This is a genomic window from Rouxiella badensis, from assembly GCF_002093665.1.
Classification (GTDB): domain Bacteria; phylum Pseudomonadota; class Gammaproteobacteria; order Enterobacterales; family Enterobacteriaceae; genus Rouxiella; species Rouxiella badensis.
Genome location: NZ_MRWE01000031.1, coordinates 49499 through 64310 on the forward strand (window position 1 = coordinate 49499; position 14812 = coordinate 64310).

Annotated in this window: 14 protein-coding genes; 7 read left to right on the forward strand and 7 right to left on the reverse strand. The window is 52.8% G+C overall.

Translation table 11 applies throughout. The features are described 5' to 3' along the window. Nucleotide 1: 1 nt before the first annotated feature. On the forward strand, nucleotides 2-1030 hold the full coding sequence (locus tag BS640_RS16930; RefSeq protein ID WP_017493901.1) for an isochorismatase family protein: 1029 nt from the start codon (nucleotides 2-4) through the stop codon (nucleotides 1028-1030). A 1-nt stretch (nucleotide 1031) separates the two neighbouring features. Beyond that, complete coding sequence (locus tag BS640_RS16935; RefSeq protein ID WP_084912970.1) at nucleotides 1032-1952, forward strand: GlxA family transcriptional regulator; 921 nt, start codon at nucleotides 1032-1034, stop codon at nucleotides 1950-1952. A gap of 2 nt (nucleotides 1953-1954) precedes the next feature. Here BS640_RS16935 and BS640_RS16940 read toward each other — a convergent pair whose 3' ends face one another. Then, the gene (locus tag BS640_RS16940; protein ID WP_084912971.1) at nucleotides 1955-2950 is read right to left on the reverse strand and encodes an acyltransferase; all 996 of its coding nucleotides are present in this window, start codon (nucleotides 2948-2950) and stop codon (nucleotides 1955-1957) included. A gap of 245 nt (nucleotides 2951-3195) precedes the next feature. Between BS640_RS16940 and BS640_RS16945 the strand changes: the two genes are divergently transcribed. Further along, entirely contained in the window at nucleotides 3196-4431 is a 1236-nt protein-coding gene (locus BS640_RS16945; RefSeq protein ID WP_026110796.1) for an MFS transporter, read from the forward strand. A gap of 53 nt (nucleotides 4432-4484) precedes the next feature. On the opposite strand, the gene BS640_RS16950 is transcribed toward BS640_RS16945, so the two are convergent. Further along, a complete protein-coding gene (locus BS640_RS16950) occupies nucleotides 4485-5090 on the reverse strand; it encodes a glutathione S-transferase (protein ID WP_017493897.1) in 606 nt (201 codons plus the stop codon). 227 nt (nucleotides 5091-5317) lie between these two features. On the opposite strand from BS640_RS16950, the gene fdhD reads away from it, so the two are divergent. Together fdhD and sodA are read left to right on the forward strand one after the other, a co-directional pair. Then, a complete protein-coding gene (gene fdhD / locus BS640_RS16955; protein WP_338153354.1) occupies nucleotides 5318-6097 on the forward strand; it encodes a formate dehydrogenase accessory sulfurtransferase FdhD in 780 nt (259 codons plus the stop codon). 264 nt (nucleotides 6098-6361) lie between these two features. Next, nucleotides 6362-6988, forward strand: coding sequence for a superoxide dismutase [Mn] (gene sodA, locus BS640_RS16960; protein WP_273636401.1), 627 nt, complete (start codon nucleotides 6362-6364; stop codon nucleotides 6986-6988). A gap of 96 nt (nucleotides 6989-7084) precedes the next feature. Here the strand turns inward: sodA and BS640_RS16965 are convergent, their stop codons facing one another. Together BS640_RS16965 and BS640_RS16970 are read right to left on the reverse strand one after the other, a co-directional pair. Next, a complete protein-coding gene (locus tag BS640_RS16965) occupies nucleotides 7085-7447 on the reverse strand; it encodes a YibL family ribosome-associated protein (protein WP_084912974.1) in 363 nt (120 codons plus the stop codon). A gap of 89 nt (nucleotides 7448-7536) precedes the next feature. Then, a complete protein-coding gene (locus tag BS640_RS16970) occupies nucleotides 7537-9042 on the reverse strand; it encodes an aminotransferase-like domain-containing protein (RefSeq protein ID WP_017494181.1) in 1506 nt (501 codons plus the stop codon). 161 nt (nucleotides 9043-9203) lie between these two features. Here BS640_RS16970 and BS640_RS16975 point away from each other — a divergent pair, with 161 nt between their 5' ends. Together BS640_RS16975 and BS640_RS16980 are read left to right on the forward strand one after the other, a co-directional pair. Continuing rightward, a complete protein-coding gene (locus BS640_RS16975; RefSeq protein ID WP_017494180.1) occupies nucleotides 9204-9815 on the forward strand; it encodes a LysE family translocator in 612 nt (203 codons plus the stop codon). Nucleotides 9816-10003: 188 nt separating this feature from the next. Next, entirely contained in the window at nucleotides 10004-10336 is a 333-nt protein-coding gene (locus BS640_RS16980) for a hypothetical protein (RefSeq protein ID WP_225741542.1), read from the forward strand. Here BS640_RS16980 and BS640_RS16985 read toward each other — a convergent pair whose 3' ends face one another. The 3 genes from BS640_RS16985 to BS640_RS16995 form a co-directional block, all read right to left on the reverse strand. Continuing rightward, nucleotides 10337-10885 carry an MltR family transcriptional regulator gene (locus tag BS640_RS16985; protein WP_038328484.1) on the reverse strand — a complete coding sequence of 183 codons (549 nt, stop codon included), beginning with the start codon at nucleotides 10883-10885 and terminating at the stop codon, nucleotides 10337-10339. It abuts the gene before it with no gap. A 171-nt stretch (nucleotides 10886-11056) separates the two neighbouring features. Next, entirely contained in the window at nucleotides 11057-12205 is a 1149-nt protein-coding gene (gene mtlD, locus BS640_RS16990) for a mannitol-1-phosphate 5-dehydrogenase (RefSeq protein ID WP_084912975.1), read from the reverse strand. Nucleotides 12206-12359: 154 nt separating this feature from the next. Then, nucleotides 12360-14288, reverse strand: coding sequence for a PTS mannitol transporter subunit IICBA (locus BS640_RS16995; protein ID WP_017494176.1), 1929 nt, complete (start codon nucleotides 14286-14288; stop codon nucleotides 12360-12362). Nucleotides 14289-14812: the final 524 nt, after the last annotated feature.

A 14812-nucleotide genomic window follows, 5' to 3' on the forward strand; every position in this document is an offset into this window, starting at 1 on the left:
AATGTCTCACAGTGCATTACTGATCGTCGACGTACAGCGTTCTTTCGAACAAAAAGATTTCTGGCAACAGGAAGATTTCCCCGCCTTCAGGCAGGCGCTTACGCGTCTCATTGATGGCTGTCAGAGCCGCAACGTGCCGTTGGTTGATATTTTTCACGTCAGTCAGGGACCTTTCGCCCTCGAGTCTGGATTCGTCACACCAATGTCTTTCCTCAGTCATGAGCCTGAAGTGCGCATCTATAAACACGTGCACAATGCGCTTACCGAGTCGGGCCTGGATGTCTGGCTGCGCGATCGTCAGATAAATCATCTTGTTATCAGTGGAATGCGCACCGAGCAGTGCTGCGAGACCACCGCGCGCGTCGCCTCGGATCTGGGGTTTGACGTGACCTTCGTGACTGAGGCCACGCTGACCTTCCCGATGACGCATTCTTCAGGCCTGACGCTGAGCAGCGATGAGATTAAGCTCCGTACCGAACTGGTGCTAACCGACCGTTTTGCTCACGTGACCAACGTTGACGGTGCGTTAAACGAGCTTGATAATCGCGCAGAGTCGACCGTGACGACCTCTTCCGACGTCAGTTGGCAGCCGAAACCCTATCTCGGCCGTCGCATTGCGCCGCTGCCCGTCTGGCATCATGAAGGCTGGCAGCTCAAGCGCTACGCCATTGAATTTGCAGGGACAACCTCGCCCGCCGACATTTTTGAACGCGCCTACACCCGCGTCGCCAGCTGGCTTCCGCCGCAGGCCACCACCGCCGATCGTCCGGGCGTGGGCTGGATGCTGGAACATCGCGGTAAAACCATGGATTATCTGGTGGTCGGTTGGTGGGACAACGAAAACGAGCTACGAATGAAAATTTGGGTGACCGAAAACGGCCAATGGCGCGAGGCGTTAAACGAATCGTTCTGCGTCTGGGATATGCAAGTCATGGCCTTTGAGCGCGATGCGTTTGTCGCAACGTTGCTGCAGAAGCAGCCGGACGTCGCCGCCTATTTGCAACAGCAGTTAACGATTAATCTGGAGTGATATGCAGCGCGATGTTTTCTTTGTGACACTGCCCGGCGCATTGGCGCTGGACCTTACCGGTCCGGCAGAAACCCTGCGCCTGAGCGGCCAGTTCAGACTGCATTACATTAGCCCACTGCAAGAGGTTGAACTCACCACCGGGCTGGTGGTGAGTCGCCTGAAACCCCTGCCAGACGATATGCCGGATGGCAGCATCCTCGTCGTTCCCGGCGTCAGCAACTCGCAGACACAGTTTGATACGCCCCCCGCACAGGCCGTTCGTGACTGGTTAAAGACCCAAAAAACCGCGATTGAAGGCGCGAGATTGCAGCTGGTCTGCATCTGTTCAGGGAGTTTACTGGCGGGTATGGCTGGCTTGCTCGACGGATATCAATGTACCTCGCATCATGAGGTTATCCCTCGACTTCGTCAGCAGGTTCCCGCCGCATTAGTGAAAGATAATCGCATTTTTGTTGAAGATCGCAGCATATTAACCAGTGCAGGTATCACCGCAGGCATCGATCTGGCGCTGTATCTCATCACCCGTCATCACGGGCCACAGGCCGCGTTGGACGTCGCCCGTGAGATGGTGGTCTATTTTCGCCGCGGCGGTGAAGACCCGCAGCTTTCACCCTGGCTACAGCACCGCAACCATCTGCATCCAGCGATTCATCGGGCACAAAACGTAATTTCTGCCGATCCGGAATCTGCCTGGCAGGTAGAGGACATTGCGGCAAAGGCGCATATTAGCAGCAGGCACCTCACCCGACTGTTCCGCCAATATCTGGGCATTAGCGTGCGAGACTACCACGAACAGCTGCGCATCGCGGTCGCCAGACAGCGCATGCAGCAGGGGTTTGGGCTGGAAAAGGCCGCGCTCGCCGCCGGATTTTCTTCAGGACGGCAGCTTCGTCGCGCCCTGCAGCGCTGGCAGCAGAGTTAGGTTCAGCTTACCCAGCGTCGGCCGTCGACGCGTTGCAACAACAACCCCAGCAGCAGGCCACCGCCCAAACCACAGGCGAAAAGATAAAGCATGTTGAGCAGCGGGAACTGTGGAAAATCAAGATGCTTGCCGCGTAGGCAGATAATGACCAGCGCGTGAAAACCATAAATGGCCAGTGAGTGGCGTGAAATCATCGCCATCACCGACGACGACACCGTTGCCAGCACCTGCTTGCCCCAGACAAACAGCGACAACGCCGCGATAAACACCAGTGGACCGCAATAGACATAGTATGTCTCAGCAAAATTTTGGTTATGGGTCGACTGCGCCTGCGTGCCAAGGGCAATCAAGGCGCAGCTTGCCAGAAACATGCCTCCTGCCACCCAACCCTGCCAACGTTTATCCATTTCCAGCGTCGCCAGTGCGCGTCCCAAAAGCGCATACAGCAGATAATAAAAGGCATCGCCGGTGATATAGAGATTCAGCGGAAGCAGGTGAAAACCGCCCAGATTAAATGCAGGTAGCTGAGGATTAGCCAGCACACCGGCCACAACCGCGGTAATCAACAGCATAGGCAAGGGCACCTTTTTGACCTGAATAAAGGGCGAAAGCAGGTATATCAGCCCTATTGCGTAGAAAAACCAAAGATGAAAAAACACCGGCTTCTGCAGGATATGGGCGAATGAGGGCCAAAAACCTATTTTTGTCATAATCAGGATGTAGAGTAACGACACCGCGCTATAAAAAAGCAGGCAAAGACCGATGCGTAAAAAATGGCGTGGCTTTGCGCTCTTCTCGCCCCAGAACAGCGCACCGGAAATCATGAAAAATATCGGCACCGACGCGCGAGACAGGGAGTCTAGTGCATTGGCAAACCACCAGGCGGGGGTATCGATTGCGCTGAAATTAACGACTTGAAAGCTGGTAGCGTGAATAATCACCACCATGACACAGGCCAGTGCACGGAGATTATCAATCCAGACTATTTTTTGGCTCATCTCAGGCTCTTTCCTTAATTATTTTTAACTTTATGCCTGTTTATGGCAGCTTAATCGACTATTTATTATCTATAGCACTAAACAATCACTCTCAGATTGTGCTAATCGGCGGAAAGATCGTTGCCATTTGCTCAAATAATCGGCAGAATGTCCGCAATTACTGACTCCGCTTGCGCTATTCCGCCCGGAACGTCCCTTTTTGCTGCTAATAATCAGTAAATTAGCACCCTTTTTGTGAACTTATTATGCATAACACTCCGAATACTGCGTCCCTCTTGGGTCGGCAGGCACTGCTTTTTCCTCTGTGCCTGGTACTGTTTGAGTTTGCGACTTATATCGCCAACGATATGATTCAGCCCGGCATGCTGGCCGTTGTGGCTAACTTCAATGCCAGCGAAGACTGGGTGCCGACCTCAATGACCGCCTACCTCGCAGGCGGCATGTTCCTGCAATGGCTGCTTGGGCCACTGTCAGACCGCCGTGGGCGTCGTCCGGTGATGCTGGCCGGAGTCGGATTCTTCGTGCTGAGCTGTCTGGCTATCTTGTTTGCCCAAACCATAGAACAATTTATGGTTATCCGCTTCTTCCAGGGGATAAGCCTGTGCTTTATCGGCGCGGTTGGCTACGCCACGATTCAGGAGTCTTTTGAAGAGTCGGTCTGTATTCGCATTACTGCGCTGATGGCGAATGTGGCACTCGCCGCCCCGCTGCTTGGCCCCCTGGCCGGAGCGGCGATGATTCAATATGCGCCCTGGCAGCTGATGTTCGTGATTTTTGCCGTGCTGGCGAGTATCGCGTTTTGGGGCCTGCACAAGGCAATGCCCGAAACCGCATCACGCATTGGCGAGAAACTGTCGGTAAAAGGCCTGCTGCACGATTACAAAATCGTGCTGAAAAACCGTCCTTTCCTGTGTGGCGCACTGGCGATTGGCTTTGCCAGCCTGCCTTTACTGGCGTGGATTGCGCAGTCTCCGGTGATCCTTATCAGCGGTGAGGGGCTGTCCGCGCTTGAGTATGGCGTGCTTCAGGTTCCCGTCTTTGGCGCACTGATTATTGGCAACATCACGCTCGCGAAGCTGACCGGCAAACGCAGCGTTGAGCAGCTTATCAAGCTGGGTGCCGTCCCGATGGTTGCCGGCCTGTTTATCGCGGCGATTGTGACGTTTTTATCCGGCCATGCCTACCTGTGGATGACCGCCGGGCTAAGCCTTTATGCCTTCGGTATCGGCATCGCTAACGCCGGTTTATATCGCCTGACGCTGTTCTCGAGCGACATGAGCAAAGGCACGGTTTCTGCAGCCATGGGGATGATCAGTATGATGGTCTTCACCTTGGGCATTGAGTTGGCGAAAGTGGCCTACCTCAGCGGTGGCAGCGGATTATTTAATATCTTCAACCTGATAAGCGGCCTGCTGTGGCTTTCACTGGTGGCGGTATTCATCCGTAAACGCCGCCCGGTGGTTAACGGCGCTGCGGTCTAAGCAGTGATGAGTCCGGCCTTCCCCCACTTCAACGCGTGGGGGAAGGAAGACATTCAAGGCGGGGTGGTTCTGGCAAAACTCTCGCGCTGAAACAGCCGCTCGACCAGCTTGATGAGCGTTGGGCGCTCAACGCACCAGCCGGGCGCAATGCGCCGAAAATTGAGGTATCCGAGCATGCAGGCAACGCTGATATCGGCGACGTTGAGACTTTCCCCATTTAAGAGATGACGCTGACTGGCGTATTTTTCCAACTGATCCAACCCACGCAGTATCTTGCCACGCTGGCGAATAATCCACTCTTCGCTACGCTGCGCCGCCTCACGCCGGTTTTCCAATACTAACGCCACCGCGGCATCGGTCACCCCGTCGGCCAGCGCCTCGATTTGTTTCACCCTCAGCGCCTCTAAAGGCTCCGGGGGCAGTAAAGTCGGTGAAGCGCCAAGCAGCTCGATGTATTGCACGATAATGGGTGAGTCATAAAACACCTCACCTTCCTCGGTCACCAGCGCGGGAACTTTCCCTAAGGGATTGAAATTCGTCACCTTACTGCCTGCACTGGTCGGAGGATCGTTTACAAACTCAAACGAAATACCTTTCTCAATCAGCATCACCGAAATTTTACGCACATAAGGACTGGTATAGCTGCCGATCAACTTCATTAAACCCTCCTTATTCAAGTTCGGGGAAAGCCGAAAAATAGCCATCCATCTTTTATAAAATTAGCAGCCGGGCCGCTTTTTACCAGCAATAGGCACAGATTGAGATTCAATTTTTCAGCCGTTAGGACTACCCTAATGCGTAGTCGGAATCCTTCATAAATCTATCGGAAATTACCTTGAATAACCTCACCAAACAGGCCTCATCAGTAGCGGAAACTCAGGTTGGCGTGCAGCAGCGTCAGGTGATTCAACGTCGCAATCTGGCCGATAGTCAGCCCGACTGGCTGGCTGAAGAGGTTCCGGTTGCGCTGGTTTATAACGGTATTTCACACGTAGTGATGATGGCATCGCCGAAAGATCTCGAAGCCTTTGCCGTGGGTTTCTCTCTCTCGGAAGGGATTATTGATTCAGCGCGTGATATTTATGGCCTCGACGTGACACGAAACTGTCATGGTATTGAGGTCAATATAGAGCTGTCGAGCCGCCGTTTTTCTGGACTCAAAGAACGACGCCGGGCGATGGCGGGCAGAACCGGCTGTGGCGTTTGCGGCATCGAGCAACTTGATGACCTGTTCCGTCCGCTGGCGCCGCTGCCGTTTACGCAGACTTTTTCGCTCAGCAATCTGGACACTGCACTGGCGCAGCTAAATTCGATACAGCCCGTTGGCCAGTTGACCGGCTGCACCCACGCCGCAGCCTGGATAAACCCAGAGGGTGAACTGCTCGGCGGCTGTGAGGACGTAGGCCGTCACGTTGCGCTGGATAAAATGTTGGGCATCAAGGCGCGTGAAACCTCTTGGCAGTGCGGTGCGGCGTTGGTGTCGAGCCGTGCAAGTTATGAAATGGTGCAAAAGACCGCGATGTGCGGCATTGAAATTTTGTTCGCCGTGTCGGCCGCGACCTCGCTGGCGGTAGACGTCGCCGAGCGCTGTAATCTTACGCTGGTAGGCTTCAGTAAACCGGGGCGCGCCACGGTATATAGCCATCCGCAGCGACTGGTTGTGTAGTAAAGCAGCCGTCGATTGATAGCATTACAAGCAGCAGGGTTAATGTGCCACCTTATTGCTGTTAGGTTAACGGCCTGGTCTTAGACTAATTTCCCTGTTAGTTAGATAATCTTGCTCTAAGCCACGGATAACGCGGGCTGTGTAATACCCACACAAAGTGCGGAGCATAGATAATCATTTTCAATATCAATTTATTAACTATAATGATCCCACTGATTACGCGGTGCTCATACTACTCTGCACTGCCCAACAAAAATGGAGCTGATGAACATGAGTTATTCACTACCATCCCTGCCTTACGCGTACGACGCACTTGAGCCGCATTTCGACAAAGAAACGATGGAAATCCATCACACTAAACACCACCAGACTTATGTAAACAACGCTAACGCAGCGTTGGAAAGCCTGCCAGAACTGGCAAAGCTGCCGGTTGAAGAGCTGCTGCTGAACTTTGATAAAGTACCAGCTGACAAGAAAACGGTTCTGCGTAACAACGCAGGCGGCCACGCTAACCACAGCTTCTTCTGGAAAGGCCTGAAAAAGGGCACCACCCTGCAGGGCGAACTGAAAGCCGCTATCGAACGTGACTTCGGCAGCGTTGACGCTTTCAAAGAAGCCTTTGAGAAAGCTGCAGCAACCCGTTTCGGTTCTGGCTGGGCTTGGCTGGTTAAGAAAGACGGCAAACTGGCTGTAGTTTCTACTGCTAACCAGGACAGCCCACTGTTAGGCGAAGCAATCTCTGGCGCATCAGGTACTCCAATCGTGGGTCTGGACGTTTGGGAACACGCTTACTATCTGAAATATCAGAACAAACGCCCTGACTACATCAAAGCATTCTGGGATGTGGTTAACTGGGACGTAGCCGCTGAGAACTTCGCAGCCGCTAAATAAGCCTTCTTTTCCGGGTTTTAGAATCCGGAAAAAAGCCATAAAAAAACCGACGAAGCTTGCTTCGTCGGTTTTTTTTAAGCTTAAAAAGGTCGAATATCAAAACTCTTTTTTAGCGAAGCCTGTCACTGTTTTCAAACCCATCTCACGGCCCAACGCCGTCATCGGGTGAACCACCACGATACCGCGAACGGCTTTCTTCAGCGTGCCCATATCGGCCTGCTCTTTCTTGGTGATTTCACGACGGAACGGCAGTTGTGCCAGCTTCTGCGCTTCGGCGCTCAGCTTGACCTCTTTAACGCTACGCAGACGCTCGATTTCAGCCGCCAGCTTCTCTTTTTCTTTCATGTGCTGGTCTATCAGCTCGGTCACGCCTTGCTGAATAACGGTCGCATCTTTGTGATTCAGTGCATCGAGCATATCGCTAAGACGTTTAATCTCTGCTTTTTCTTTTTCGATCATTTCGCTAACCCGTATGCCATCAGGCGCCGCGAGATTGCGGGGCAGGACGACTAAAATTGAATTCAACCTCTAGTGTAACAGGAAGTTGTCTATTCAGCAGCCTGTGTAACGATGCCGGGCGGTAATCCACTTATCTCACAGGCTCGCCGCCCTACCCGTGCCAGCGCGTCGGTATAGCGCGCATCAAACGGATAACAGCATGACAAACGCAGCGCGTTGCGATAGCGCCCACTCGGTGAGTACAGTGTGCCGGGCGTGAGGCAGATTTTCTCCATCAGCAGGAGGTCAAAAAGCTTCACCGTATCAACGGCGGGGGGTAAATCAACCCAAAAAACGAACCCACCTTTCGGCTGTGTCGCCCGCGTGCCCTGTGGGAAATAACGCATAATCAGTGATTTCGCCTCATCGATTTGTGCGGCATAGCGCCTTCTCAAGCTTCTAAGATGATGGTCAAAACCGCCAGACTCTAAAAATACCGCTAACGTTTCCGACAGCAACACCGACTCAGACATAGAAGACACCGCCTTGAGCTGACGCAGTTTTTCGCCAAAGCGTCCGCCGGCTATCCAGCCAATACGAAAATCAGGCGCCAGCGTTTTGGTAAAGCTGGTGCAAAAAAGCACCCAGCCGTTTTTATCAAACGATTTCACCGCCGGAGAGAGCGTTGCGCCGAACTGAATTTCGGCGTAAAGCCCGTCTTCAATCAGCGGCACCTGATAGTCATTCATCAGGCGTGCCAGACGTTTTTTGGCAGCCAACGGCATGGTGAAACCCATCGGATTTTGCGCAGTCGGCATAGCAATCACCGCATTAAGCCGCTTCTCGCTCAGCATCAGCTCCAGCGCGTCGAGAGACAATCCATCCTGCGGATCGGTCGGAATTTCTACCGCCTTCAATCCCAAACTGGCCAGCAGCGGCAGCAGGAAAAAATAGGTCGGTGTTTCCAGCCCGACGCTATCACCAGGCTGGGTAGTGACGCGGAGTGCGAGCTGCAGCGCCTCCATGCAGCCGTGGGTCAGGGTGATATCGTTCGGTTCGAGGATCATGCCGAGCGCCATCGCGCGACGGGCAACCTGCTGGCGCAAATGCAGACTTCCCGGCGGCAGCGCATATTGGCTGATTATTTTTGGTTGGCGACGCAGCAGCGATGACATAATGCGTCCCAGTTTTCCGCCAGGATAAAAATCACTGGTCTGCGGGCAGGCCAAAGAAATGTTGGTGTATTCGGGGTTAGTCTGCGCAGCGAATACTTTATCGATCAGCGCCAGCACTTCATCGGCCGGTTCGGCGGCGGGAGAATGCTCTTCTATCCGGCTTTCGAGCACCGGCAGCGCGCTGCTAACATAAAATCCCGACTGCGGACGCGCCTCGATAAGCCCTCGGTCTTCCAGACGGCGATAGGCGGCAACCACCGTGTTAATGCTGACCTGATGCATCTGAGAGCAGCGCCTCACCGAAGGCAGTCGGCTGCCGGGCAGGAGCGTACCGCGGCGAATGGCTTCGGCCATTTGGTCGGCGAGCTGGTGATATCGGGTCTCTCCCGCCGCCTCGTCGGTGGCGACAGAGAGCAGAGTTGCGGGCATGAATTCGGCCATGGTGTCAGTTCCCGTCAAATAGATGGATACAGTTCATATTTTAACCCACTGTAACCATAACAATAGCTGATATCTGGTTCTGTAACCAGCGCATTTAACGTCCTATGCTAATCACTCATTGGTTCTACCGCCGCAGAGCGCATTAACATAAGGAACGCCCGATGCTGGATACTGCTTTTATGAGTTACGTGACCGTGATGTCTATTACACCGGGCCCTAATAATCTGCTGCTCGCCTCGTCTGGCGTAAACTTCGGACTGCGTAAAACGCTGCCGATGACGTTCGGTATTACGCTGGGCTGCGCGCTACAGTGCGCCGTACTGACGTCTTTGCTGGCCGTTATATTGAGCTGGATGACGGTAATCCGCCTGCCAATGGCGGTGATCGGCTGTGCCTATCTTTTCTGGCTATCCTGGAAGATTTTTCGCTCCTCTACGCCGCAGAACAGGGCCGAAGATCGCCCAATGCGCCTGATAAACGGCGCGCTTTTTCAGATAATTAATCCAAAAGCCTGGCTGATGGCAACCAACGTGGCCATCCTGTTTACACCGCCAGGAGGCAATATGCTGCATCACACGCTGGCGAACAGTATAGGTTTTGCAATACTCAATTTGCCCTGCGTGTTGATCTGGGCGCTGATGGGCGACAGGCTACGTCTGGCGTTACAGGTTGAATGGAAACTTAAGGCGTTTAATACGCTGATGGCAGGGTTAATGGCGTTGACGGCGCTGTGGTTACTGTTCGATGAGCTAAAAAACGCTTTTATTCATTGAATGCGCTGGATTTTATTAAAGCTTTATAAAGGGATTATTGTCAGGTTATGATTTGTAACCTGACAAAGCGTGACGAGATAAAAATGGTAAAGGCATATTTTCTGATTGGGTTTGGGTTTCTTTTCGCATTATTCGGCTATTTATCGTTGGATATATTAGTCGCCCAATATCTCGGAAACCATCCCGCTATGATAACCGACGCCACCGCGTTTATTTTACTCCCTGTGACGATAGCCGTTGAGTATGCCGCCTACTTTCTTTTGTCCCATTATTTTTTGGGCATGATAAAACCGCTGTGTTTTAAAAAAGAGAGTATTTTCCAGGTTGTGCTGCTGATCCTTAATGCCCTTTTCCTTTATCTCTTCGTCACGATGGAAACGCATCGTTTCCAGAATTCCGTCAGCAGCGATGTGGCGATTTCCGTTAACGACTTCCCTTCTTCGAAAATCTATTTTACGTCGATGGCAATCTCGCTGGTTTTAGTGCTTGCCGTGCGGAAATTCTGGCGCAAAAAGGCTTAATTAACGCTTAACCGGCGAAAGGCGGGAGGGCTGCTGATTGCTGATATGGGCAATCAGCCCGGTGAGCGAAAGGACCATGGTTGAGCGAACAATCTGCTGATAACGCTGACGCTGCATCGCTATCATCGACTCGTCGGCCTCGCCGGGCTTCAGGAACGTAGGTGCCGGAGGCAGAGAGGCGACGCAGTGCAGCTCGCCAAAGGGACCAAGAATTTCGTCATCGGTAAAACGGTATTCGTTGCCGTCGTAGTTGAGTTCTTCACGCAGAGCCATAAGCAGCTCGGCATCTTCATATTCGTTGCGACTGATTACGCCAAGCGCATAAACCAGCTTAAGGCGCACTGACAAATCTCCCAGCGGCCCGCTGCCGGAAAGTAAAGGCTCTACGGCATATTTCACCGCATAGTCATCTTTGCGAAAGACCTGAACCACCAGAATATCCAGTGCTTCAGCCAACAGCTCTACCGCTGTCATCAGAAAAGTGCGCACGGTTTTGCCCGCATTCAGCTTTTCCAATACCCGGTTCTCGAACGCCTGTGCTTTTTCCATGGTCGCTATCACGATGTTAAGTGAGTCTTTCAACGCCCACGGCGTCTTCCCTGATTGAGGCAGGTCGGGCGATTTACGCCCGACACCTCTTTCTTCACCTGGTGTTGGGATACCCTTCAGTGGCTGAATCCGCTCCAGTAACTTGGGGGTTTAGAAAGATTCAATGCTCCCTTAATGCATTTTCTCATAGGCGCTGACGGCCTCAGCCACCACGTCGCTCTCAGCCGGCAGGCCAGAAATTTGTGCCAATGTGGCTTTGGGTCCCAGTGTGTCAAGCAGTTCAACCAGTTCCAGCGCCTGCGGGTCTTGTTCGCTGCGATAGCGCATAGCAGCGGCAATGCCGATAATCAGATTGGCGTGCGGCAGGCCATATTCCTGAGTGCCCAGCAGCGGCTTGATTAAACGATCGCCCGCGCTAAGTTTGCGCAGAGGCTGACGACCAACGCGCTCGACGTCGTCCTGTAGGTAAGGGTTTTCAAAGCGAGAAAGAATTTTCTTGATGTAAGCCGCGTGCTTTTCTGCGTCAAAACCGTAGCGTTTGATCAACACTGCGCCGCTCTCTTCCATCGCGCCTTTCACCACATCACGCACTGTAGAGTCGAGAATGGCATCACGGATGGTCGCATGGCCGGCCTGCTGACCCAGGTAGGCGGTGATCGCGTGGCCGGTGTTCAGCGTGAAGAGTTTACGCTCGACGAAGGCCATCAGGTTGTCGGTCAGCTCCATCCCTTTAATGTCTGGCAGCGGCCCCTTGAACTGGGTCTCATCGACAATCCATTCGCTGAAGGTTTCAACCGTCACTTCGAGCGGGTCGGAAGAGCCTGCGGCTGCCGGAGGGACGATGCGGTCAACGGCGGAATCTACGAAACCGACGTGAGCTTCAACCCAGGCTTTTTCATCTTCTGGCAATGCGTTGAAGACGTGCTGTTTAAACTGGCTGGTGCCGCGCACCATATTTTCACAGGCAATAATGTTCAGCGGGCTTTCATTGCCCTGCTGGTGACGCAGAATCAGGCCTTTCGCCACGTTAGGGGCGATTTTTTCAAGAATGGTTGGCCCAACGGCGGTGGTCACTAAATCAACCTGAGCAATCAGGTCGATGGCCTCCTGACCGGCGCTGTTCACGGCATTTACATTGCTGACGGTCTCAACGGTGGCCTGCTCGCCAACCACATTGACGTTATAGCCTTTACGGCTTTTCAGCGCATCGAGCAAAACAGGATGGACGTCGGCAAACGTGAGCTCGACCTGTGCGTCCGCAAGCAGTTTGCCGATAAAACCACGGCCAATATTGCCTGCTCCAAAATGTAAAGCTTTCATGATGACTCCCTAAAACGGTGACAAGAACCAGGAAGCTCTGGGCTTCGAATCAACAACCGGGTCTGCTATCCCTACGCTGGATATTGGCAGACCCGGTTAGTCACGTTCTCAAATTTTAAAGCTCGATAACCCTGAGGTTATTGAGGAACTGCGTTTAACCGCGCAGGATATTAAGCACTTCTTCAACGCTGGTGGTGTTTGCCAGACGGTCGATAACGCCGTCCTCGTCCAGTGCGTTAGTCAGTTTGGTAATCACGTTAATGTGCTCATTGTTACGAGCCGCAATACCGATAACCAAACGCGCCGAGTCGTCTTCATCCTCACCCCAGCGAATGCCCTGCGGATACTGGCAGAACACGATACCGGTTTTCAGCACGCGGTCTTTCGCTTCGATAGTGCCGTGAGGAACCGCGATAGACTCGCCAAGATAGGTTGAGGTCAGCTGCTCACGGGCCAGCATCGCCTCGATGTACTCTTCTTGCACGTAGCCACCTTTCACCAGTTGCTCACCGGCAAAGCGGATAGCTTGTTCCTTGTTGCTCGCGGTCAGTCCGAGGAAAATATTTTCCGGGCTAATGCGGAACAGGTTGGTATTATCCGCTTCGCTCACCAGACTGTCACTCAGGGTGGTGTTAACGCGCTCTTTATATTCGGTCGCCTTGTTGACGTCTACCAGACGAGCAACCAGGTCAGTATACAGACCGCTGTCGAGGAAGTTGGTCAGAGAAATATGCTGCGCATGAGGAACCTGACGCATCGCACGCTCGGTGAGGTCACGATGGGTAATGACCAAATCGACGTCATCCGGCAGGTTGTTTATCGCTGTATTGGTCACAGAGATATTGCTCAGCCCGGCATCCTGTACTTTTTTACGCAGCACGCCTGCGCCCATCGCGCTTGAACCCATACCGGCGTCGCAGGCTACGATGATTTTACGCACGGTAGACAAGTCACCCGCCACACCGGTTGCTGCGGCGGAAGTACCCGCCGAAACCTGGCCTTTGGACTGCGCTTTCATATCCTGAACGCGGCGTGTCGCGGCCTCCAGATCGTCTTCATCTTTCACTTTCGAGCTTTTGAGCAGGATTGAAGAAACGATAAACGAAACCAGGAAAGCCAGCACGATAGCGGTAATGTTAGCGAAGTAAGTGCCTTTTGGCGTCATCGCCAATACGGCAATGATAGAGCCAGGAGATGCAGGAGAAACCAGCCCCCCGTTCAGCACGGTCAGCGTGAACACGCCGGTCATACCCCCGAGAATTACCGCCAGCAGCAGGCGCGGATTCATCAGCACGTATGGGAAATAGATTTCGTGAATCCCCCCCAGGAAGTGGATGATTGCCGCACCGCCCGCAGACTGCTTGGCGCTACCGCGACCAAACACCATGTAAGCAATCAGCACGCCCATGCCCGGACCCGGGTTGGCTTCAATCAGGAAGAAAATAGATTTACCCGCGACGGTGGCCTGCTGTATGCCCAACGGGGAGAAAATACCGTGGTTGATGGCATTGTTCAGGAACAGAATTTTAGCGGGTTCCACGAAGATCGAGGCCAGCGGCAGCAGGTTATGGATAACCATGATATGCACGCCCGCAGCCAGCAGTTTGGACAATGCCTCAACCAATGGACCAATCGCCAGGAACGAAAGCACGGCCAACAGCATACCGATGATACCGGCAGAGAAGTTGTTCACCAGCATCTCGAAGCCGCTTTTGATTTTACCGTCTACCCAGCGGTCAAAGCGCTTGATGCACCACCCGCCCAGCGGACCAGCAATCATCGCGCCGAGGAACATGGGCATATCCGCCCCCACAATCACACCCATCGTGGTGATAGCACCCACCACGCCACCGCGATCGCCGCCGACCAGACGTCCACCGGTGAAGCCAATCAGCAACGGCAGAAGATAGGTGATCATTGGGGCGACTAACTTGGCAAGCGTCGCGTTCGGGATCCAGCCGGTTGGGATAAACAGTGCGGTAATAATACCCCAGGCTATAAATGCGCCGATGTTGGGCATTACCATGTTACTCAGGAAGCGGCCAAAGTTTTGAACTTTGACCTTAACGTCTGGTGAAAACATAAAACACACCCCTATTGATACGCGCTAACAATAAGAGCGCGCTATACGTGATAATTATTGGGACGGTATTTTCCCCAAAACCAAGCTATGGGATTCCGTCGAATTGCTGTCTGCAAGGCGAACTCTAGCACGTCATTATGACCACGCGTAGAGAGGCCCAAGGGCGTGATTACGATCACGAGATCCCCCCCTCACCACCCCTCATTTTAGTGACCCACATCACATAAAAGCCTTGTAACTAAAGAACAAAGGTCAAAAAAAGTGCACATGACCTCATTATTTGTGATCTAAATCACTTTTTTTAGGTCAGTATTTATCACCAAAACGTGATGAATATCACAATTTATTTTTAGCTTAACGTTGAGACGAGGTGATTAAAAAAACCACAGAGAACCGGAACTCACTCACCGAGCGATTTTTTAGGAACTAATGAAATAAAATTACAGCTAAAGGTTATAAAAAAATTAAAGCACCCGTTCTTATCAAAAAGACAAAAATGAAGAAGACATGACACAGAATAAATA